The sequence below is a fragment of the Nocardia violaceofusca NBRC 14427 genome, assembly GCF_963869435.1.
Lineage (GTDB): Bacteria > Actinomycetota > Actinomycetes > Mycobacteriales > Mycobacteriaceae > Nocardia > Nocardia aobensis.
Window position 1 is genome coordinate 329,597 of sequence record NZ_CAWMPM010000013.1, and the last position, 20,817, is coordinate 350,413.

Genomic DNA, 20,817 nt, shown 5'->3' on the forward strand with positions numbered 1-20,817 from the left:
GCCGCGCTAACTCACCAGCGCCGCGACCGCATCCACGAAGGCATCCACCTCGGCGGAGTGATAGGCGCGGACACCGGCCCCGGCCGTGCCGAATTCGGGCCTGATCGCCGCGACGTCCCATCCCGTGGCGGTCTGTGCCAGCACTGCCGCCACGCGCTCCCGGAACGCGTCGACCTCGTCGGCGACATATCCGCTCCGTCCCAGCGGCGGGGCCGAGAACCGCAGCCGCGAGACGTATTCCGCCGAGGGCGGCCACGCCACCTGCGGCCGGGCCGGGCCGTAGCGCGCGAATTCCAGTTCCACACAGGCGCGATCGAGAAACGCGTCCACCTCGTCGCGGTCGTAGTCGCGGCGGCCGGGGGCGGCCAGGCCGAATTCGTGCCCGCGAATGGCGGCCGCACTCAGCGCGGCCCGGCCCGCGAAGGCATCGGCGAGGGCGGCGCAGAACGCGTCGACCTCGGCGGGGTCGTAGCCGCGGTGCCCGATCGGGGCCCGCCCGAATCGGATCCCTCGCACATACTCCGGCGTCACCCGCACATTGTTACTACACCGCTCCGCCGGCGCGCACCCCGTCGATCAACAGTCGCGGAATCGCCTGGGCCAGACCCGCGGTCGACTCCGGATCGGGATCGCGCAGCCCGTGCACGATGGCCGCCAGCAACATGCCGGTCACCGCCTTGGCCGTATTGGCGGCGTCGAGATCGGCCCGCAGATAGCCGAGTTCCACCCCGTGTTCGAGATATCCGGTGGTCAGCGCGTCGGCGGTGTCGAGCAAGCCGTAGAGCCGCATCGTCAATTCCGGATCGATACCGGTCGCCTGGAACAGCAGCAACTGCGCGACCCGCCGGTCCTCGAGGAAGATCCGATGCAGCGCCACCCCGATCCGGTCCAGCTGATGCCGGTAGTCATCGAGTGAGGTCGCCGCGTCGGGCGCGTTCTCGGTTCCGAGCGCTTCGATGATCCGCGCGGCCAGATCGTCGATCACGTGGTCGATGATGTCGCGTTTGTTCTCGAAGTAGCGATAGAACGTCCCGTGCCCGATTCCCAGGGCCATGGCGATATCGGCGATTCCGGTGGCGTGATAGCCCTTGTCGGCGAAGCAGGCGAAGGCGGTGTCGATGATCTGTTGCCGCAGTTCGGCCTTGCGTCGCTCCAGATGTGTGGATGGCTTCGGCACGGAGCCGATGATACGGTGTTCCGCAACGGAATGATGTGTCATTCCGTATCAGATACGTCAGGTAACAGGGAGGTTCGGCGTGGCACCTCGATACGACGCCGTGGTGGTCGGTGCGGGATTCGGCGGTATGGGGGCCGGGATCCAGCTGGATCGTCTCGGCCTGAAGAATTTCGTGATCCTCGAACGGGAGGACGGCCTGGGCGGCACCTGGCACGTCAACCACTACCCGGGCCTGGCGGTCGACATCGCCTCGGTGACCTACTCCTATTCGTTCGAACCGAATCCGCACTGGTCGCGACTGTTCGCCCCGGGCGCCGAGCTCAAGAAGTACGCCGAGCACATCGCGGACAAATACGACCTGCGCCGCCGGATGCGGTTCAACCAGGTCGTCGGCGGTGCTCGCTGGGATTCCGAGCACGCGTACTGGGTGGTGTCGGTCGAGGGAGGCGAGACCCTCACCGCGCGCTATCTGCTCACCGCGACCGGATTCCTGTCCCAGCCCTACACCCCGCCGTTCCCGGGCATCGACAGTTTCGCCGGCAAGATCATCCACACCACCGCCTGGGAGGATGACTTCGACCTGACCGGCCGGCGCGCCGCGGTCATCGGCACCGGCGCCACCGCCGTGCAGCTCGTCCCGGAGGCCGCGAAGAAGGTCGCGGAACTGACCGTGTTCCAGCGCACCCCGATCTGGGTCGTGCCGAAGGTCGACACCGCCATCCCGAAGCCGGTCCAGCAGCTGTTCGAGAAGCTGCCGCTGACCCAGAAGGCGGCCCGGCTGGTCAACACCGGCGCGCTGGAACTGCTGATGGTCTCCGGCGTGCTGCACTACAAGCAGGCCAGATTCGGCAACAAGGGCGCCGCGCTGCTGGCGAAGGCGCACCTGCGCGCCCAGGTGCGCGACAAGCAGACGCGGGAGAAGCTGACCCCGCACTACGACTTCGGCTGCAAGCGGCCCACCTTCTCCAACACCTACTTCAAGACCTTCAACGAGCCGCACGTGCGGCTCGAGACCAATGCGATCGACCATGTCGAGGCCGACGGCATCGTGACCGCGGACGGCCACAAGACCGAGATCGACACCCTGATCCTGGCGACCGGATTCAATCTCTGGGATGTGAACTTCCCAGCCGTCGAGATCATCGGCCGCGACGGGGTGAATCTCGGAAAGTTCTGGCGCGACAACCGTTTCCAGGCCTACGAGGGCATCACGGTGCCGAAGTTCCCCAACTTCTTCAGCCTCAACAGCCCCTACTCCTACAGCGGTCTGTCCTACTTCACCACCATCGAGGCGCAGATGAAGCATATGGACCGGCTGCTGCGTGAGGCCCGGCGGCGCGGTGAGCAGGTCTTCGAGGTGCGCGAAGAGGCCAACGCGCGATTCCTGGACTACGTGACCGAGAAGCTCGGCTCATCGGTGTTCTACGCGGGCGATTGCTCGACCGCCCGCAGCTACTACTTCAACCAGCACGGCGAGGCCGCGCTGCTGCGCCCGAACAGTACTGTCACCACCCACCGCGAAGCGGTGAACTTCCCGCTCGACGACTACGTCTACGGCGCACCCGCGGCCTGAGACACCGGCGCGGACGGGGTTCGCGCCGGTGTGGCGCACCCCGCCGCGCACACCGCGGGTGTGGCGATATTCCAGGTTGCTGGCAGACTGTGTGGGTACAGCCCATCCAACCCACCAAACTAGGACCGACTACGACGATGGCGAACCTGCTGTTTCCGCTGCTACTGGTAGTTCTGCTCGTACCGATGTTTCTCGGTGTCCGCCGCCAGAAGCGCGAAGCGCAGAAGGTCGCCGATATGCAGGAGAACGTGAAGGTGGGTGACCAGGTCACCACCACCTCCGGTCTCTACGGCACCGTGGTCGACCTCGACGAGGAGACCGTCGACCTGGAGATCGCCGAGGATGTGGTGACCACCTGGCTGCGCGCCGCCATCCGCGATGTGCGCCCCACCGGCGACGCCGCCGACTCCGCCGAGGCGGATTCCGCCGCGGACGAGTCGGACGACGAGGCGATCGCCGGCACGACGGTGGAGGGTGCTGCCACCAACGGGACCAACGGATCGGCTGCCGCGAGCGGCTCGGCCAACGGTTCCTCCCCGGTGTCCGGTGCGGAGGAATCCGTCGAGGACACCGCAGCCCGGCTGCGCAAAGACTGACCCGCTTCCGCCGTCGCAGCGCTCACCGCCGCGACGGCGGTGCGGCGTGTCCGTGGGCCCGCGTCCGCCGGTGCTCCATGTTCGCAGGTCATGCCGCAATTCCGGCCGCCACCCTCACCGCCTAGGAGATATGTACTGTGCCACCTTCCAAGGGAACGGGGCATCCGCTGCGGCTGCTCGGCGTCTACGCCGTGCTGCTCGCGGTGATCTACGCGTTGGTGTTCTTCACCGGTGACAAGTCGCCGGAACCCAAGCTGGGAATCGACCTGCAGGGCGGAACCCAGGTCACGCTGACCCCGCGCACGCCCGACGGCGGTAAGCCCAGCAAGGACAGCCTCAAGCAGGCCCAGCAGATCATCGAATCCCGGGTCAACGGCCTCGGTGTGGCCGGTTCCGAGGTGGTGATCGACGGCAACAACCTGGTCATCACCGTGCCCGGCAACGACGGGCAGCAGGCGAAGTCGCTGGCCACCACCGCCAAGCTCTATATCCGCCCGGTGGTCGGCCAGCCGCTTCCGGTGGGGCCCGACGGCAAGATCCAGACCGGTGCCGGTGGCGAGCCCGCACCCGGTGCGGAACAGCCCGGCACCCCGCCGGCGAACACTCCGGAGCCGGCTCCGGGGGCGGGGCAGCAGGCCCCCACGCCGGGTGCGTCGCCGGGTACCGAATCCAAGCCGTCGAACGAATCCGGCACCGCCTCGGGGACGGCTTCCTCGGGTGAGATGTCCGGTACCGGCGAATCCTCGGGCACGACCGCGCAGAACCGGGTCTTCCCGGCTCCGGCACAGGCCCCGACGACGCCCGCACCCACTCCGGCACCGTCGCCGCAGTCGGGAGCGCCGAATCCGGCGCTGACGCCGCAGCAGCAGGCCAAGCAGGAGATCGACGCGGCGCGGGCACTGCGCCAGAGCACCGACCCGCAGGTCCAGCAGCTGGCGGCCCAGCAGCTGGACTGCCACAAGCCCGATCCGCTGGCCGGTAACGACGATCCGAAGCTGCCGCTGGTGACCTGCTCGTCGGACGGCAACGAGGTGTATCTGCTGGCCCCGATGCGCATCGATGGCCAGGACATCAAGGATGCGAGCTCGTCGCTGAACCAGCAGTCGCAGTGGGCGGTCGATCTGACGTTCAAGAACGCCGACGCCTGGGCCGACCTCACCAAGGAATACCTGCAGAAGCAGGTGGCCTTCACCCTCGACTCGAAGGTGATCAGCGCGCCGGTCGTGCAGCAGGGCCCGCAGCTCGGCGGCACCACCCAGATCACCGGTCAGTTCAACGCCTCCACCGCCAAGGAGCTCGCCAACTCGCTGAAGTACGGTTCGCTGCCGCTGTCGTTCGAGGTGTCGGAAGCGTCCACGGTGTCGGCGACGCTGGGCCTGGCCTCACTGCACGCCGGTTTGATCGCCGGTGCGATCGGGCTGATCGCGGTGCTGCTGTACTGCCTGCTCTACTACCGGATGCTCGGCTTCCTCGCCGGGTTCTCGCTGGTGGCCTCGGGTGTGGCGGTGTACGGCATCATCGTGCTGCTCGGCCGGTGGATCAACTTCACCCTGGACCTGGCCGGTATCGCCGGTCTGATCATCGGTATCGGTATGACCGCGGACTCGTTCGTCGTGTTCTTCGAACGCATCAAGGACGAGATGCGCGAGGGCCGCAGTTTCCGCTCGGCCGTCCCGCGCGGCTGGGCTCGCGCGCAGCGCACCAACCTCTCCGGTAAGACCGTCAGCCTCATCGCCTCGGTGGTGCTCTACATCCTGGCGGCCGGTCAGGTGAAGGGCTTCGCGTTCACCCTCGGCCTCACCACCGTGCTCGACGTGGTCGTGCTCTACCTGGTGACCTCGCCGCTGATGATGCTGGCCTCGCGCTCGCCGTTCTGGGCGAAGCCGTCGGTCAACGGTCTGGGCGCGGTGCAGCAGGTCGCGCGGGAACGCAAGGCGGCCGGAACTCTCGTAGGGACGGGGGCACGATGAGCGACAATCGCAGTCAGGTGTTGGAGGAACCACTCGTGGACGAGTCGCTGCCCACCGCGGACGCACCGAAGCACGGATTCTTCGAACGCCTCTACACCGGCACCGGCGGCTTCCAGATCGTCGGCCGCCGCAAGTTGTACTACGGCATCGCCGCGGTGCTGGTACTGATCGCGGTGCTGAGTATCGCGGTGCGCGGCTTCACCCTCGGCATCGATTTCGCCGGCGGTACGAAGATCCAGATCCCGGCGACCAGCGGTATGAGCACGACCTCGGTCGAGGACACCTACTCGCAGGCACTGGGACACAGTCCGGTGACCGTGCAGAAGGTCGGTTCGGGTTCCTCGGCCTCGTTCGAGATCCGTTCCGAGACACTGGATTCCGCGCAGCAGGACAAGATCGCGGATGCGCTGTTCACGAAGTACCATCCGAAGGATGCCAGCGGTACGGCCAGCCGCAGCGTCATCAGCGTCACCGAGATCAGCGAGACCTGGGGTGGGCAGATCACCCGCAAGGCGCTCATCGCGCTGGTGGTGTTCGTCCTGTTGACGATGATCTACATCGCGATCCGATTCGAACGCGACATGTCGATCGCCGCGATCGCCTCGCTGTTCTTCAACATGATCGTCACCGCCGGCATCTATTCGATCGTCGGCTTCGAGGTGACGCCCGCCGCGGTGATCGGTCTGCTGACGATTCTGGGCTACGTGCTCTACGACAACGTCGTGGTGTTCGACAAGGTCGAGGAGAACACCCGCGGCGTCCTGCATCTGACCCGGCGCACCTACGGTGAACAGGCCAACCTCGCCGCCAATCAGACGCTGATGCGTTCGATCAACACCACGGTGATCGGCATTCTGCCCATTGTCGGCATGCTGGTGATCGCCGTCTGGCTGCTCGGTGTGGGCACGCTGAAGGATCTCGCGCTGGTGCAGCTGGTCGGCATGATCGTCGGCGCCTACTCGTCGATCTTCTTCGCCGTGCCGCTGCTGGTGTCTATCAAGGAGCGCTTCGGCCCGGTGGCCGCGCACACCCGCAAGGTGCTCGCCAAGCGTGCCGCCGGCGATTCCGGCCGCACGGGTGAGACGCCGGCCCGTCGCGCCTCCGGTGCGCCGGTGGCCACCCGCACCCGCGACAGCGGTTCCGCCGCACCGAGACCCGGTGCCCGGCCCACCGGGAAGCGGCACAAGAGAACCCACTGATGAGGGGAAGGGGGTCGGATCGCGTGCGGCGGACGCTCCGGCGGACATTCGGTGTGATCGCGGCCGGTGCACTGGTCACCGGCGTGATCGCGGGTTGTTCGAGCAAGAACCAGGTGCCATCCATCGGATATGCCGTCGACGCGGTGCCGGCCACCTACAACGGCGGAAGTTCGGCCGGTGTCGCGGGCGGTTCCGCGGCGCTGTTCTCCCGCGTGCTGACCGGGTTCTTCTACACCGGCCCGGACGGCCAGCCCGTCGCCGACACCGATGTCGGCACCGCCAACGAGGTGGCCGGCGAGGCGCAGACCATCCGGTACCGGCTCAACCGCGACGCGGTCTACTCCGACGGGGTGCCCACCTCGTGTGACGATCTGGTGCTCGAATGGGCCGCGCGCAGTGGGCGGTTCACCAAACCCGGCCCGGGTGGCGCGATTCCGCTGTTCGACGCCGCCTCGACCACCGGCTATTCCGATATCGAACGGGTCGAATGCCAGCCCGGCTCGAAGGACGCGACCGTGGTGTTCCGGCCCGACCATCACTTCCTGGCCTGGCAGACGCTGTTCAACGCCGGTGATCTGATGCCGGCGCACATCGCCGCCAAGGCCGCGGGTGTGCCGAATGTGGTGGCGGCGGTGCAGTCCGGGGACCAGGCCGCACTCGATCGGCTGGCGCAGTTCTGGAACACCGGCTGGAATCTGAAGTCCGGTGACATCAACGCCGACCTGCTGCCGTCCTCGGGGCCGTACCGCATCGAGTCCTACAGCGGCGGCGACGGTTTGGTGCTGGTGAAGAACGAGAAGTGGTGGGGCAACAAGCCGGCCACGCCCCGCGTCGTGGTGTGGCCCAAGAACGCCGATCTGAAGAAGAGGATCTCCGACAACTCCGTCGAGGTGGTCGACATCGGGGCGGGCTCGGTGAAAGACCTGAGCTTGAACAAGTTCTCGGTGAATCAGGAACCGGGCCGCGGCGCCGAGCAGCTGGTGCTGTCCACCGCGGGTGTCTTCGCCTCCGCCGACGCCCGGCGCGGGTTCGCGCTGTGTGTCCCGCGGCAGGCGTTGTTCGACACACTCGGGCATCCGGGTTTCGACGACAAATCCGGCCTGGGCTCCGGGCCTCTCAATTCCCGCACGGTACAAGCAGATTCGGTGTACTACCCGGCGATCACGGGACCGGCGGACAAATATCGCGCGGGCGACGCGCCGGGTGCGCAGCGGGCTCTCGCGGCAGCCGGGGTGGCCAACCCCACGATCCGCATCGGCTATCGCAGCCCCGACGACCGCCGTGCCCGCACCGTCGCGATGATCGGCGATGCCTGCAAGGCGGCGGGTGTGACCGTCGTCGACGCCGGTGCGGCGGACTTCACGCCCGCGGAACTGGGCGCCGGCAAAGTGGACGCCGTACTCGGCGGCACCGCGGCGGCCGTGGGCCCGGCCGGTTCGCTGCCGGGGATCGAGGCGACCGCGGCGCTGCGCACCGGTCAGGGCGTGAATTTCGGGCGCTTCGGCAACGGGCGTTACGATGCGATCGCGGATCAGCTTGCGGCGGACGACAATTCGGTGGCGGTGTTGAGTCTCGACACCGAGGCCGAGAATCTGCTGTGGAACGAGATGCCGTCGATCCCGCTGTTCAACACGCCTCGGACCGTCGCGTTCGGGAAGGGCCTGGAGAACGGGGTCGCGAGCCCCACCAAGGCCGGTGCGGGCTGGAATATGGACCGCTGGGTGTTGCGGCGGTGAGCGTTCTCGGACGCTGGATGAGGGAGCGGGTGTAGATGAGTAAGCACACGATGGTGGAAACGGCCGAAACCGCGGAGGAGAAGGTCGCGCGGACCGCCGAGGTGGTCGGGCGCCTGACGCGCTGGCACGACGATTTCCCCACCCCTGGTGTGCGTTTCGCGGACCTGACCCCGGTGTTCGCCGACGCCGAGGGCTTCCACGCGGTGATCGAATGCCTGGCCGCCTGTGCTCCCGACGCCGATCTGGTGGCCGGGGTGGACGCGCGCGGATTCCTGCTGGGCGCCGGTGTGGCGGCGCTGCTCGGGACCGGTGTGGTGGCGGTGCGCAAGGGCGGCAAACTGCCGCCGCCGGTGCTCTCCCGCGAGTACACCCTCGAATACGGCTCCGCCGCATTGGAGATTCCGGCCGACGGCATCGAACTCACCGGCCGCAAGGTGTTGCTGCTCGACGACGTTCTCGCCACCGGTGGCACGCTGGCCGCCGCCGCGGAACTGTTCCGCACCGGCGGGGCGCAGGTGGCCGCGGCCGCGGTGGTACTCGAGATCGGCGAACTCGGCGGGCGTGCTCGCCAGGGCGACTATGCGCTGACCTCGATCGTGCGGGTGTGAGTCGCGTGTCGGTTGTAGGGCGCGCGCGGGGATCGTTATGCTGACGCGCGGCAAGGGACCCGGATGAACGACCGACGGACGATCGCATGAACGAGTACCGCAGTGCGCGCGACAGTGCCGGAACCGGACACGCCGACCGGTGGTGGCGATGAGCCGCAGCCGGCGTACCCGCGTCGGGGCAGCGCTCGCGGGCGCCGTGGGCGTCGCGTTCGTCGTCGGCGGCGCGACCGCTGCGGCTACTCCTTCGGTGGCGCTGCGGGGCGGCGCCACCATCACGGCCCGGGTCACGGGGGAGAAGGCCGGGCAGACCTGCCGGATCACCGGTTCGGGTATCGATATGCCCTGGCGTACGGTCGGTTCGGACGGCTCGGTGGAACTGGACAGCGGACCGGTTCCGTCGGGGCGGCACAACGCTCGCGTCGTCTGCCGGGATCCGCGCACGGGCGCGGCCTCACAGCATGCGGTGGGTAAGGAAGAGGACGTCTTCACCGGCCATTGGGCTCCGGCCTTCGAATTCCTCCACCATCATCGGATGGAATTCCTTACCCCGCACGAACGCTGATACCTTCCGACGTCGAGTCGATCCACTTCCGCGGGCTCAGATCCGCGCCAGCAGGCGCGCGATGATCCCGGTCACCACGAGCCAGAACACCGCTGCCAGGCCGTAATTGATGATGACGTCCCAATCGTGGGAGCCGGTGTTGAACAGGCCCGGGAAGAACAACGCCAGCGGTTCGGCCAACCCTTTGATGAAGGTGAAGAAGCGGTTGGTCTGGTTGGCGTCGAAGATCTGCAGCAGGATGTAGACGATCTCGATCAGTGCGAGGACACCGCCGATCGTGCTGACGATCGCCGCCAGCCCACCCGTGCGGTTTGTCCCATAGGTTCTATATCTGTACATGTCGGCCGAATACCCGCCTGACGGCGTTGAACGCAGCCGATTTTGTCCAGAGGTCTGGACTGTCCAGAAATGTGAGCGCTGCTCTTGACAGAGGGGGGCCGGTGCGCGATGATTGAGTCATCGAAGAGAGCACCGCTCACAAAAGCGAGGAGTAGTCATGAACACCACCCGGTACATCGCGCCCACCGGTATCGACCCGATCATGAACCGGATGTTCAACGTCCTGCCGAAATGGGGCATCAGCGTGATGGGATCCCGGCTGCTGGCCGTGCGCGGTCGCACCTCCGGGGAGTGGCGGACCACGATGGTCAATGTCCTGCAGGATGCGGACGGGACCCGGTATCTGGTCGCTCCTCGTGGTCGCACCCAGTGGGTTCGCAATATCCGCGTCGCCGGCGGCGGAGAGCTGCGGCTGGGACGCAAGACCGAGGCGTTCACGGTGACCGAGGTCGCCGACGCCGACAAGGTGCCGGTGCTGCGGCTGTATCTGAAGAAGTGGGGCTGGGAGGTCGGCAAATTCTTCGAGGGCGTGACCGCCGATGCCACCGACGCGGAACTCACCGCCATCGCACCCGGCTTCCCCGTTTTCCGGATCAACTGAGCCACAACGACTTCCGTCGCCGGTGACAGATATCACCAGCAATGTGATCTTGCGACTCCTTCGCCGGTTCGCTAGAGTTGTCGAGTCTTGTTTCCGTTGATCGGAGTCGTGCCGTTGCTCTTCTGAGGTAGCCATCGCGTGGCCCGCACTTCTGCGCGCCATTCCCGCCGCCCTCAGGAGCACGCATATGTCTATTTCGGCGATTTCGCTGTCCGATCTCACCTTCACCTGGCCCGACGGCACCCCGGTGTTCGACGGTCTCGACGCGGTACTCGGACCCGGCCACATCGGTGTGGTGGGTAGTAACGGAGCCGGGAAATCCACCCTCTTGCGGCTGATCACCGGGGAATTGCGCCCTGTCCGCGGTTCGGTGACGGTCGCCGGGCGGCTCGGATATCTGCGCCAGGACCTCGGGTTGGCCGCAGGTCAGCGCGTCGATGCCGTCCTCGGTATCGGTGGCGTGCGGGCCGCGCTGCACCGCATCGAATCCGGCGCCGGCACCGACGCCGATTTCGACCGTGTCGGAAACCGCTGGGATGTCGAGGAATCGGCGATCGCGTTGCTCGGCCGCCTGGGCCTGAACTACCTGGCCGACGATGTGGCACAACTGGATCGGCGCCTGGAAACCCTCTCCGGTGGCGAGACGATACTGCTCGGACTGGTGGCCGAACTGCTGCGCGAGCCCGACGTGCTGTTGCTCGACGAACCCACCAACAATCTGGATTCCGCTGCCCGCCAACGGCTTTACGATGTGGTCGAGGGCTTCGCAGGCACCGTGCTGACCGTCAGCCACGACCGCGAACTGTTGCGACGGGTCACCACCGTCGCCGAACTGCGCCGCGGTGAGATCCGCACGTTCGGCGGTAACTTCGACGATTACGAGCAGATCGTCGAGGCCGAACAGGAGGCCGCTCGCGCGGCGATCCGCGATGCCCGCAGCGATGTGCGCAAACAGTCGCGGGAACTGGTCGAGGCCAGGATCAAACTGGACCGGCGCCTGCGCTACGGGCAGAAGATGTGGGACACCAAGCGCGAACCGAAGATCGTGATGGCCGAGCGCAAACGGCAGGCGCAGGTCTCGGCCGGCAAACTGCGCAACAACCACATCGCCAAGGTGGAGGAGGCTCGATCGACCCTGGAACAGGCCCAGGAACTGCTACGCGACGATCGTGAGATCCGCGTCGACCTGCCCGGAAGCAGGCTGTATCCCGGTCAGGACGTGGTGGCGTTGGAAGAGGTGCGGCTGGCCAACGGGCCGGTGGTCACGTTGCGGGTGAGCGGTCCCGAACGTATCGCGCTGACCGGGCACAACGGCGCCGGTAAGACCACGCTGCTGCATCGGCTCGTCGCGGAACCGCCGAAGGTGCCGTGGCGGCTGCTGCCGCAGCGGCTCGACATCTTCGACGAGCGATCGTCGGTCTTCGACAACGTGTCCGCCGCCGCTCCGCACGCCGGTGCCGAACGGATTCGCGCACAGTTGGCGCGGTTCCTGTTCCGCGGCGGCGACGCCGATGTCGCGGCGGGCGCGCTCTCGGGTGGTGAGCGGTTGCGGGCCGCGCTGGCGATGTTGCTGCTCGCCGAACCGGCACCGAAACTGCTGCTGCTCGACGAGCCCACCAACAACCTGGACCTGCCCAGTCTCCGCCACTTCACCGAGGCGCTGACCAGCTTCGAGGGAGCGCTGATCGTGGTCAGCCACGACCCGCGCTTCCTCGACGAGATCGGCGTCACCCGCCGGCTGGACCTCACCGCGGACGGGTTGGTGGATGAAACGGGCTCCGGAACCGGTTGAACGAACGGGGTGGGTCGAGCCGGACCGGTGCGCGCGCGGGAAAACTCCTACTAAAGTGGGTGTTCTGGGCTGTTGAAGCGGTCGGCTAGGGTGTGGCGATCGAGGCGTGAGAGGTGGTGGCATGACTCAGCATCTGGAGAAGGCGAATGCCGGGAATTCGGCGGCCGGTGATGCCGCGCCGGCTGCCGCACCGGCGACGCCGCCGGCCGCCCCCGCCGCACCGCGTCCCGCTGCGCCGAAGTCCGGCGCCGACCGAGGCGGTCAGCCGCCGGCCTCGTCCCCGTCCCCGCGCAACATGCCGATGAAGCAGCCGGGCACACCGGCCGCGGTGCCGAGTTCGGCCTCGCGGCGGGTGCGGGCCCGGCTGGCTCGCCGGATGACCGGGCAACGGGGTATCGCCGCGGTCAAGCCGGTGCTGGAGCCGCTGGCGACCGTGCACCGGGAGCTGTATCCCAAGGCGAATCTGCAGTTGCTGCAGCGCGCCTTCGACGTGGCCGACGAGAAGCACTCCCATCAGTTCCGCAAGTCCGGCGACCCGTACATCACCCACCCGCTGGCGGTGGCCAACATCCTCGCCGAACTGGGGATGGACACCACCACGCTGGTGGCCGCCCTGCTGCACGACACCGTCGAGGACACCGGCTATTCGCTGGACGAGCTGACCGCGGATTTCGGTTCCGAGGTGGCCCATCTCGTCGACGGCGTGACCAAGCTGGACAAGGTCAACCTGGGCGCGGCCGCGGAGGCCGAGACCATCCGCAAAATGATCATCGCGATGGCCCGCGATCCGCGAGTGCTGGTGATCAAGGTCGCCGACCGGCTGCACAATATGCGCACGATGCGCTTCCTGCCGCCGGAGAAGCAGGCGAAGAAGGCGCGCGAGACGCTGGAAGTCATTGCGCCACTGGCACATCGGCTCGGTATGGCCACGGTCAAATGGGAGCTCGAGGATCTGGCGTTCGCGATCCTGCACCCGAAGAAGTACGACGAGATCGTGCGCTTGGTGGCCGACCGCGCCCCGTCCCGCGACACCTACCTGGCGCGCGTGCGGGCCGAGATCGTCAACACCTTGGCGGCGAGCCGGATCAACGCGATCGTCGAGGGCCGGCCCAAGCACTACTGGTCGATCTATCAGAAGATGATCGTCAAGGGTAAGGATTTCGACGACATCCACGACCTGGTCGGCATCCGGATCCTGTGCGACGAGGTGCGGGACTGCTACGCCGCGGTCGGTGTGGTGCATTCGTTGTGGCAGCCGATGGCGGGCCGGTTCAAGGACTACATCGCGCAGCCGCGCTACGGCGTGTACCAGTCGCTGCACACCACGGTGGTGGGTCCGGACGGCAAACCGCTGGAGGTGCAGATCCGCACCCAGGACATGCATCGCACCGCCGAGTTCGGCATCGCCGCGCACTGGCGCTACAAGGAGACCAAGGGCAAACATTCCGGCGACGCCGCCGAGGTCGACGATATGGCCTGGATGCGGCAGCTGCTGGACTGGCAGCGGGAGGCCGCGGACCCCGCGGAGTTCCTGGAGTCGCTGCGGTTCGACCTGAAATCCCCGGAGATCTTCGTGTTCACGCCGAAGGGCGATGTGATCACGCTGCCGCAGGAATCGACTCCGGTCGACTTCGCCTACGCCGTCCATACCGAGGTGGGCCACCGCTGTATCGGCGCGCGGGTCAACGGCCGGTTGGTGGCGCTGGAACGGCAGCTGGAGAACGGTGAGGTCGTCGAGATCTTCACCTCGAAGGCGCAGAACGCCGGCCCGAGCCGGGACTGGCAGAACTTCGTGGTCTCGCCGCGGGCGAAGGCCAAGATCCGGCAGTGGTTCGCCAAGGAACGCCGCGAGGAGGCGCTGGAGGCCGGTAAGGAGCAGATCTCCAAGGAGGTCCGCCGTTCCGGTCTGCCGCTGCAGCGGCTGATGAGCGTGGACGCGATGTCCGCGCTGGCGCACGAACTGCACTATGCCGACATCTCCGCGCTGTACGCGGCGGTGGGGGAGAACCAGGTCTCGGCGCATCACGTCGTGCAACGCCTGATGGCGCAGCTCGGTGGCGTCGGCGACGTGGAAAACGAACTGGCCGAACGGAGTACGCCGTCGACGCTGCCGGCGCGGCAGCGCACCATCGGCGATGCGGGCGTCGAAATCCCCGGCGCCCCCGGTACGGTCGCGAAGCTGGCCAAATGCTGTACCCCGGTCCCGGGCGACGAGATCATGGGCTTCGTGACTCGCGGCGGCGCGGTGAGTGTGCACCGGACCGATTGCACGAACGCGGATTCGCTACGCGCGCAACAGGAACGGATCATCGAGGTCAAGTGGGCGCCGTCGCCGTCGTCGGTCTTCCTGGTGGCGATTCAGATCGAGGCGCTGGACCGCACCCGGCTGCTGTCGGATGTGACCAAGGTGCTGGCCGACGAGAAGGTCAACATTTTGTCCGCGTCGGTGATGACCTCCGGTGACCGGGTGGCGATCAGCAAGTTCACCTTCGAGATGGGCGATCCCAAGCATCTCGGGCATCTGCTGAACGTGGTCCGCAACGTGGAGGGCGTCTACGACGTCTACCGGGTGACCTCGGCGGCCTGATCCGCGGGCGGCAGTTCCGCTTGGGCTCGCGACAGCTGGACCGCGGCCACGCACATCACCAGCACCGAGGCGATGACGACGATGGTGCCGGCCGTACCGGTCCGCAGTCGCTCGTCCAGCACGGTGAGACCGAGGAACGCGGCGCCGAGCGGTTCGGCGACGGTGAAGGCCGGTAGCGAGGCCGACAGCGCCCCGACCTGGTAGCCGCGCTGTTGCAGATAGAGCCCCACGATGCCCGCGGCCACCAGGGTGTACGTCTGCCAGTTGGTGAGCGCCGTGGTGAGGCCGTGTCCGAACAGCTGGATGACGTGCTGGGTGAGCGCGGCGGAAACGCCGAACAGCAGACCGGCCGCGGTCCCCAGCATGAGTGCCTGCAATCCGGTCACCCGGATCACCACCGCGATCACGACCGCCGCGGCGACCACGCCGAGAACCAGAATCAGCGGCCACATCCAGGTCGACCACGGCGCGTCGGAGATGCCCTCGGTGGGATCGCCGACGACGAGGAAGCAGGCCAGTGCGGCCGAGAGTGCGCCCGCGTGCGCCCACATGACCGGAGTGACCGGTCGGCGGCTGTAGTGCGCGGCCAGCGGTAACGCGAAGACCAGTGCGGTCACCAGAATCGGCTGCACGATCAGCACCGATCCCAGCGCCAGCGCCACGACTTGGAACACGAAGCCGCCGGCGTCGCCGATGATGCCGGCCCACCAGCGCGGATTGCGAACGAGCTGGGCTACCAACGCGTCACCGGCCGGCACGTCGGCCGCCGCCCGTTGCTGGGCGACCGCCGACACGGCGAACAGCACGGCGCCGATGAAGGCGCAGACGACCGCGGCGACGGGAAAGTTGCTCACCCGATCAGTGTGCCGCCCGCGACCGGCGGCCACGGCATCGGGATCGGTGTACCGATCCGAGGCGGTGTGATGCGGGGCCCGTGAAAGGACCGGGGGAGCGCGAGACCGGCGAAGGCACCGGCATCGGGCGGCGCGGTCCCTCCGAATAGCCGGAATGCCCGGAACGGGCGAATGGCAATTGTTCGGCAACCTATTTCGCGGGGGTGTCCGGAGTGGCGGCGAGTTGCCCTCGGCCAGGCCCGAATTGCGCGTTCGCCCCGGTGTTGCCGAGGCCTCGGGCGGCTGTCGATCCCGGTCGGTCGCCCGGTCCGCGGTGAATCCTTCGCGCAGGTAGGAAGGTTCGGCGACGGCGATCGCGGATGTGCTCGCGCACCGGCGGAGGGCCTGCACTCCGAGCCGGATTCTGTTACGGTTTATTGCGTTTCGGGGTGCGCGCGATGTTCGGCGACAACTCGAATCCACATGATGATCGCCGGACGGGTCGCAGTGGCACTCGACCCTCAGAACTGTTGCAGACAGCGGGTTTAAAGGGGGTCAGATCATGCTGACCGTGCTGACATGCTCGGCGGCGACCGTACCGGTCGCCTCGGGCCTTCGCCGCGGATGTGGCGCACCCACATTCGCGCCGGCCCTCGATCGGGCGTTCGAGATACCCCCCTTCACACCCCTTGACCTGCGTGGATGTGGTATCGCCCGAATCTCGGCGGCGTCGGACGGCGCGTCGAGTTCGCCGAATTCGTCGGGTACGGGACAATTTCCGTTCGGGAAGGGCCTCGGTGACGCCGCACCCGGTGGTGTGCCGTCGGCGCCGTCCCACGGCGGTACCGCTGACAACAACTACCCGTTCTCCACGAACTGATCGCCGAGAGGGTCCGACGATGCTGCACGACGTGCCCGGCTCCGCGGGGATGAGGGAATGTTGAAGCCGTACAAAGAAGTCCAACGGTGGTTCCCGGCGCTGGAACCCGAACACGCCGTGCCCGCGGCCGCGCCGGGGGAATCCGACGCCGTCGACGACGAGGCGGACCCTGGAGCGGCGCGGTATCCGCACTACATCCGCGACACCGAGCCCGAACCGTTCGACATTCCGTTCGCCGACGAACCGGCCACGCGACGCAGCGAATTCGTCGGGGGCTGGACCGACTGGGTCGGCAGCCACGCGCCCGGACCCGATGACGACTATCCGGTCCACGAGGGTGAGGTGCTGCGCCTGCCCCGCGACGCCGAGAACGGCGAGGGCCGGACCCGGGGCCGCCGCCGGACGCGGGCGGCCGGTGCCGACGGCGACGATGCGGAGGGATCCGGGGCGCGTTCGCCGGTGGACGATTCCGACGAGCGTGACGACGTGGACACAGACGACGTGGATACCCCCGAGTGGATTCTGCCGCCCCGGCGCGAGCACGGCGACGGCGGCGCGGGACGGATCGTGCGCCGCGCCCCGGGGCCGGCCTCTCCGGCCCTGCGTGACTACATCCGCCCGAGCCGGTTGCGGGTCGCGCTCGTCCTCGCGGTAGCCGTGTTATTGCTGGCGCTCGCAGGCTGTTTCGCGCTGTATTTGCTGCGCTCCGGTGACGGCGGAAAGCAGTCGATGGCGCCGCTGCCGGTACGGCCGGCGGTGGGCGACGAGGCGCCGATGCTGCGGCTCACCTCGGCGTTCGGCGCCGATTCCGGCGCGCGGGTGGGTTCGGCGGCGCACTGCCCGACCGAACGGTCCGCGCGCGTGGTGCGCGGCGCCGAGGTCGGCGGCACCGATTCCGGGCCGGACGCGATCATGTGGTTCCAACACGCGTTCTACGTCGAACGCTCGGCCGAGCGAGCGCGCGAGGTGGTGGCGCCGAACGCGGCGGTCTCACCGGCGCCGGTGATCCAGCGCGGCATCGCCTCGGTGCCGCTGGGCACCGACTATTGCGTGCGGGTGGTCACGTTGGACGAGAACAGGTATTCGGTGGAGGTGACCGAACGGCGGCCGGGCGCGACCCCCGCCACCTACGACAAGCAGTTGGTGACCACCGCGGTGGTCGGCGGCCGCACCCTGATCACGGGCATCACGGCCGGGTAAGAGGAGAGCTGAGATGGGACAGGACTGGAGCCGATGGCTCGACGAGACGTCCGACGCGGACGTCGCGGCGAGCTCGCGACCGCGTGGACGGGCGCCGGTGGTCCGGTTGCGCAAGGGTCGGCGTGACGACGGCGAGGGTGGCGGCCTGCCGCGCCCGATTCTGGTCGTGGGCGGCTGCGGAGGGGCCGGAACCACCACCACCGCACTGGGACTCGCGGGCGAACTGGGCGCGGAGGCCGCGGCGGTGGCCGTGGACGCCACCGTCGCCGGCAGCGATCTGGCCCTGCGCGGCGCCGACGAACATCTGAGCCCGATCAGTCTGCAGCAGTGGCTGTACGGCCGCGGTGACGACGAACCGGCGCCGCTGAAGGAATGTCTCTCCCAGGCGAGCTCTGGTATCGGCCTGCTGTGGCGCGACGCCTCCCCGCTGCGCCGCCGCGCCACCTATCTGACGGTGGCCCGGGCCGTCGCCGACGCCGGCTACACCCCGGTGTACGACGGCGGCAGCCCGATCGCCGCCCGTCAGCTGCGGCCGCTGCTCGAGGACGCGGAAGTGGCTCTGGTGCTGTCGATTCCGGCGCGTGCCGACGCGGCCAATCGTTTGCGGGTCACGCTGGAATGGCTCGACGACGAGTTCGGCGGCCATGCCGAGGGGCAGGGCGGTGGCATCGTCGGTGACACCACCATCGTGGTCTCACATCAGTTGCCCGGCAACGACTCTCGAGTGGCCGATCACCTGCGCGAACATCTCACCGGCTGGGTCCGCGACATCCGCGAGATCCCCTACGACACCCACCTGGCGCGCGGAGAGCTGGTGCGCCACAACGCACTCGACGCCGAAACCCGGAGGGCGTACCGGCGGCTGCTGGGCGGGATGGCATCATGACCGCGGCCATGAAGGAACCTCGCTCATCCGAAAACCCGCCTGCGGCAGGCGTTGTCGCACCGGCGGAGTCCCGTCGCGCGCCCATCTGGGATCGTCCGGTGCCGGGCGCCGGACGGGCGCCGCTGGTGTGGTTGCTGGGGGTGCACGGCGGCGCGGGAGCCAGTACCCTCGCGCATGTGCTTGCGCCTGCGGCGGATTCGCACCGGCGCTGGCCCGGTGTGTTCGAACGCGAATCACCTTTCGTGGTGCTGGTCGCCCGCGAGACCATCGCCGGGCTGACCCGCGCCCATGATCTGCTGCGCCAGCACCGGGCCGGGCTCGCCGGGCCGAGCGAGGTGCTGGGCCTGGTGACCGTGGCCGCGCGCCCGGGCCGGATCCCGGCCGAGATCCGGCGCTACCGCGATGTGGTCGGCGCATTGGCCGGGGAGGTGTGGCAGATGCCCTGGATCGAGGAGTGGACGCTGGTCGAACCCGATCAGCTGCCGGTGTGGTCGCCGAGCGACCCGCCGCCACAGCAGCGCAAGCGCAAACTCGATCCGCTGCAAGAAGTTCCGCACGAGGTGGACGCGCTGGGAATGAGCATCGTCGACCTGGTGCGGGAGACGGTCGGCGCCGGTTCGCAACAGGAGGAGCAACGATGATCGTGCCCGGACGTTGTGCTGCCGCGACCACGCCGACAGCTGTTTCCGACGGTGTACCTCCGGTACCCGGCTTTGTATTCCGATCACCTATTGAGAAGGACGCTCGATGAGTACCATCCTGGCCGCTGTACACGAGACGTACGGCGTTGTTCTCGCTCAGGTCGGGAACCCGACACCCGAGACGCCGCCGGCCGCCGACAAGCTCATGAAACTGGTGCGCTACTTCACGTGGTTCGTGCTGCTGTCGGGCATCCTGGGCATCACCTACGCCGGTGGCCGCTTCGCCTGGGAGAAGTGGACCGGCGGCGGGCTGGAATCGCCGAAGATGGTGGCGGGCGCCATGATCGGCGGCATCGTCGCCACCAGTGCGGGCACGATCATGAACGCAGTCATCGGGTCGTGAGGGGCGCCGCGATCGTGCTGGCCTACAAGCAGATGCCCGCGGACGTGATCGAACCGATCATGCAGCTGATCAACTGGTTACTGTGGTGCGTGCTGTTGCTGTGCCTGGCCTGGATGATCATCTCCGCGGGCCGGCTGTGGTCGGCGATGCGCGACGACATGGCCGTCAACGACGCCTCGCACGGCATCGTGATGAGCCTGATCGGCGCCATCGTGGCCAGTTCGGCAAGTGCGATCGCATTGACCCTGCTTCCTGCGTGAGCCGGTGACAGATTTCCGCATGCCCGCCGATGACACCACGGCGACAACCACATTCGACGAAACGACAGTCGACGACGACCCGCGACGGGAGGTGACGGTATGAGCAACAAGGACACCTACGACGAGCGCAGCGGCATCTCCTTCGGTGTCATCGTCTCCGCGGCCGTGATCGCCCTGATCGTGATCGTCGGCGTCTTCGTCTACCTCGGCCGTGACACCTCCTCTTCCGATGCCCGGAAAACGGATCCGCCGCCCTCGCCCGTCGCGGGCTCGGGCGCGACCGGATTCGCCGAACCCGATACGGACCTGTTCCGTCGCCGCGTCGATATACCCAACAATCCTGCGGGACAACCACTTCCGCAGAACCCCGCACAGCAGCACGACTCGTCGGATCCGGACTGGCTGACCGCGGCACCCGCCGGCACCACCGAACCACGTGGCTGGCAGCGGGTCTACGGCGCCTCGGTGCCGTTCTCCACCAGCGACGGTCCGACCCGGATCGATGACAAGGGACTGGCCGTCGGCTATTCCCACACACCGCAGGGGGCGGCATTGGCGGCGGCGCAGATCACCTATCGGCTCAACGCGCGGCCCGGCGACCGGGATCTGTACGTGCGCCAGGTGCGGGTCTCGGCCCAGCAGGTCGCGGCCTACGACAAGGCGCGCGGTGACGGCAAACTGCCCGATCAGCAGCCGGCGCGGATCACCAGGTACCTGGTCGCCCCCGACGCGTTCCAGATCGAGAACTACGCCGACGATATGGCGATCGTGCGGCTCGCCGCCCGCGGGCCGGTCAACGACGGCAAACAGATGTGGGCGGCGATCCGGCTGGTCATGGTGTGGGACAACGGGGATTGGCGACTCAAACCCACCGACAGCAGAGCCACGCCGAGCGAATACGTCGACACCCTGCAGGGGTGGACCCGATGGTGAGCACAGCGATTTCGAGAAAGGCACGAGAGTCAGCCGATGGT

Annotated in this window: 20 protein-coding genes; 16 read left to right on the plus strand and 4 right to left on the minus strand. The window is 67.8% G+C overall.

Annotation, left to right across the window (positions count from 1 at the left end; genetic code table 11):
• Positions 1-6: 6 nt before the first annotated feature.
• Together AC5592_RS13465 and AC5592_RS13470 are read right to left on the minus strand one after the other, a co-directional pair.
• Entirely contained in the window at positions 7-531 is a 525-nt protein-coding gene (locus tag AC5592_RS13465) for a DivIVA domain-containing protein (protein ID WP_063920305.1), read from the minus strand.
• A 13-nt stretch (positions 532-544) separates the two neighbouring features.
• Positions 545-1,186 (minus strand): TetR/AcrR family transcriptional regulator, encoded by a 642-nt coding sequence (locus tag AC5592_RS13470; protein ID WP_371507208.1) that lies wholly within the window; start codon positions 1,184-1,186, stop codon positions 545-547.
• Positions 1,187-1,256: 70 nt separating this feature from the next.
• Here AC5592_RS13470 and AC5592_RS13475 point away from each other — a divergent pair, with 70 nt between their 5' ends.
• The 7 genes from AC5592_RS13475 to AC5592_RS13505 all read left to right on the plus strand — a co-directional run bounded on the left by AC5592_RS13475 (position 1,257) and on the right by AC5592_RS13505 (position 9,421).
• Positions 1,257-2,750: a flavin-containing monooxygenase gene (locus AC5592_RS13475; protein ID WP_063064349.1), complete on the plus strand. Its 1,494-nt coding sequence runs from the start codon at positions 1,257-1,259 to the stop codon at positions 2,748-2,750.
• A 137-nt stretch (positions 2,751-2,887) separates the two neighbouring features.
• Positions 2,888-3,346 carry a preprotein translocase subunit YajC gene (gene yajC / locus AC5592_RS13480; protein WP_063920298.1) on the plus strand — a complete coding sequence of 153 codons (459 nt, stop codon included), beginning with the start codon at positions 2,888-2,890 and terminating at the stop codon, positions 3,344-3,346.
• Positions 3,347-3,483: 137 nt separating this feature from the next.
• Positions 3,484-5,316: a protein translocase subunit SecD gene (secD, locus tag AC5592_RS13485; RefSeq protein WP_063064350.1), complete on the plus strand. Its 1,833-nt coding sequence runs from the start codon at positions 3,484-3,486 to the stop codon at positions 5,314-5,316.
• Positions 5,313-6,515 (plus strand): protein translocase subunit SecF, encoded by a 1,203-nt coding sequence (gene secF, locus AC5592_RS13490; protein WP_063064351.1) that lies wholly within the window; start codon positions 5,313-5,315, stop codon positions 6,513-6,515. Before secD ends, secF begins: the two co-directional genes overlap by 4 nt.
• A complete protein-coding gene (locus tag AC5592_RS13495) occupies positions 6,515-8,251 on the plus strand; it encodes an ABC transporter substrate-binding protein (protein ID WP_063064352.1) in 1,737 nt (578 codons plus the stop codon). The genes secF and AC5592_RS13495 overlap by 1 nt, the downstream gene beginning before the upstream one ends.
• Before the next feature lie 35 nt (positions 8,252-8,286).
• On the plus strand, positions 8,287-8,859 hold the full coding sequence (locus tag AC5592_RS13500) for an adenine phosphoribosyltransferase (protein WP_063064353.1): 573 nt from the start codon (positions 8,287-8,289) through the stop codon (positions 8,857-8,859).
• A 148-nt stretch (positions 8,860-9,007) separates the two neighbouring features.
• A complete protein-coding gene (locus AC5592_RS13505; RefSeq protein ID WP_157121819.1) occupies positions 9,008-9,421 on the plus strand; it encodes a hypothetical protein in 414 nt (137 codons plus the stop codon).
• A 36-nt stretch (positions 9,422-9,457) separates the two neighbouring features.
• Here AC5592_RS13505 and AC5592_RS13510 read toward each other — a convergent pair whose 3' ends face one another.
• Positions 9,458-9,760, minus strand: coding sequence for a hypothetical protein (locus AC5592_RS13510; protein ID WP_051024720.1), 303 nt, complete (start codon positions 9,758-9,760; stop codon positions 9,458-9,460).
• 157 nt (positions 9,761-9,917) lie between these two features.
• Between AC5592_RS13510 and AC5592_RS13515 the strand changes: the two genes are divergently transcribed.
• The 3 genes from AC5592_RS13515 to AC5592_RS13525 all read left to right on the plus strand — a co-directional run bounded on the left by AC5592_RS13515 (position 9,918) and on the right by AC5592_RS13525 (position 14,740).
• Positions 9,918-10,361, plus strand: a complete 444-nt coding sequence (locus AC5592_RS13515) for a nitroreductase/quinone reductase family protein (protein WP_063064354.1) — start codon at positions 9,918-9,920, stop codon at positions 10,359-10,361.
• Positions 10,362-10,548: 187 nt separating this feature from the next.
• The gene (locus AC5592_RS13520) at positions 10,549-12,153 is read left to right on the plus strand and encodes an ABC-F family ATP-binding cassette domain-containing protein (protein ID WP_063064355.1); all 1,605 of its coding nucleotides are present in this window, start codon (positions 10,549-10,551) and stop codon (positions 12,151-12,153) included.
• Between the two features lie 295 nt (positions 12,154-12,448).
• Positions 12,449-14,740, plus strand: coding sequence for a RelA/SpoT family protein (locus tag AC5592_RS13525; protein ID WP_269750183.1), 2,292 nt, complete (start codon positions 12,449-12,451; stop codon positions 14,738-14,740).
• Here AC5592_RS13525 and AC5592_RS13530 read toward each other — a convergent pair.
• Positions 14,716-15,594, minus strand: coding sequence for a DMT family transporter (locus AC5592_RS13530; protein WP_063064404.1), 879 nt, complete (start codon positions 15,592-15,594; stop codon positions 14,716-14,718). The genes AC5592_RS13525 and AC5592_RS13530 overlap by 25 nt on opposite strands.
• Positions 15,595-16,510: 916 nt before the next feature.
• On the opposite strand from AC5592_RS13530, the gene AC5592_RS13535 reads away from it, so the two are divergent.
• From AC5592_RS13535 to AC5592_RS13560, 6 genes are all read left to right on the plus strand, one after another.
• The gene (locus AC5592_RS13535) at positions 16,511-17,653 is read left to right on the plus strand and encodes a DUF8176 domain-containing protein (RefSeq protein WP_036502835.1); all 1,143 of its coding nucleotides are present in this window, start codon (positions 16,511-16,513) and stop codon (positions 17,651-17,653) included.
• 13 nt (positions 17,654-17,666) lie between these two features.
• The gene (locus tag AC5592_RS13540) at positions 17,667-18,539 is read left to right on the plus strand and encodes a hypothetical protein (RefSeq protein WP_036502833.1); all 873 of its coding nucleotides are present in this window, start codon (positions 17,667-17,669) and stop codon (positions 18,537-18,539) included.
• Positions 18,536-19,180: a P-loop NTPase family protein gene (locus tag AC5592_RS13545; protein WP_030513930.1), complete on the plus strand. Its 645-nt coding sequence runs from the start codon at positions 18,536-18,538 to the stop codon at positions 19,178-19,180. Before AC5592_RS13540 ends, AC5592_RS13545 begins: the two co-directional genes overlap by 4 nt.
• 106 nt (positions 19,181-19,286) lie before the next feature.
• Positions 19,287-19,583 carry a hypothetical protein gene (locus AC5592_RS13550; protein WP_030513931.1) on the plus strand — a complete coding sequence of 99 codons (297 nt, stop codon included), beginning with the start codon at positions 19,287-19,289 and terminating at the stop codon, positions 19,581-19,583.
• Positions 19,580-19,843, plus strand: coding sequence for a hypothetical protein (locus AC5592_RS13555; protein WP_306304678.1), 264 nt, complete (start codon positions 19,580-19,582; stop codon positions 19,841-19,843). The genes AC5592_RS13550 and AC5592_RS13555 overlap by 4 nt, the downstream gene beginning before the upstream one ends.
• A 99-nt stretch (positions 19,844-19,942) precedes the next feature.
• Positions 19,943-20,776 (plus strand): DUF8175 domain-containg protein, encoded by an 834-nt coding sequence (locus AC5592_RS13560; RefSeq protein ID WP_063064356.1) that lies wholly within the window; start codon positions 19,943-19,945, stop codon positions 20,774-20,776.
• Positions 20,777-20,817 lie beyond the last annotated feature (41 nt).

What these genes read in the sequence shown, in the direction of transcription:
- secF (WP_063064351.1), top strand. Translation starts at nt 5,313, where the DNA reads ATGAGCGACAATCGCAGTCAGGTGTTGGAGGAACCACTCGTGGACGAG.
- AC5592_RS13515 (WP_063064354.1), top strand. Translation starts at nt 9,918, where the DNA reads ATGAACACCACCCGGTACATCGCGCCCACCGGTATCGACCCGATCATG.
- AC5592_RS13500 (WP_063064353.1), top strand. Translation starts at nt 8,287, where the DNA reads ATGAGTAAGCACACGATGGTGGAAACGGCCGAAACCGCGGAGGAGAAG.
- AC5592_RS13520 (WP_063064355.1), top strand. Translation starts at nt 10,549, where the DNA reads ATGTCTATTTCGGCGATTTCGCTGTCCGATCTCACCTTCACCTGGCCC.
- AC5592_RS13510 (WP_051024720.1), bottom strand. Translation starts at nt 9,760, where the DNA reads ATGTACAGATATAGAACCTATGGGACAAACCGCACGGGTGGGCTGGCG.
- AC5592_RS13560 (WP_063064356.1), top strand. Translation starts at nt 19,943, where the DNA reads ATGAGCAACAAGGACACCTACGACGAGCGCAGCGGCATCTCCTTCGGT.
- yajC (WP_063920298.1), top strand. Translation starts at nt 2,888, where the DNA reads ATGGCGAACCTGCTGTTTCCGCTGCTACTGGTAGTTCTGCTCGTACCG.
- AC5592_RS13550 (WP_030513931.1), top strand. Translation starts at nt 19,287, where the DNA reads ATGAGTACCATCCTGGCCGCTGTACACGAGACGTACGGCGTTGTTCTC.
- AC5592_RS13525 (WP_269750183.1), top strand. Translation starts at nt 12,449, where the DNA reads ATGCCGATGAAGCAGCCGGGCACACCGGCCGCGGTGCCGAGTTCGGCC.
- AC5592_RS13540 (WP_036502833.1), top strand. Translation starts at nt 17,667, where the DNA reads ATGGGACAGGACTGGAGCCGATGGCTCGACGAGACGTCCGACGCGGAC.
- AC5592_RS13535 (WP_036502835.1), top strand. Translation starts at nt 16,511, where the DNA reads ATGTTGAAGCCGTACAAAGAAGTCCAACGGTGGTTCCCGGCGCTGGAA.
- AC5592_RS13505 (WP_157121819.1), top strand. Translation starts at nt 9,008, where the DNA reads ATGAGCCGCAGCCGGCGTACCCGCGTCGGGGCAGCGCTCGCGGGCGCC.
- AC5592_RS13495 (WP_063064352.1), top strand. Translation starts at nt 6,515, where the DNA reads ATGAGGGGAAGGGGGTCGGATCGCGTGCGGCGGACGCTCCGGCGGACA.
- AC5592_RS13545 (WP_030513930.1), top strand. Translation starts at nt 18,536, where the DNA reads ATGACCGCGGCCATGAAGGAACCTCGCTCATCCGAAAACCCGCCTGCG.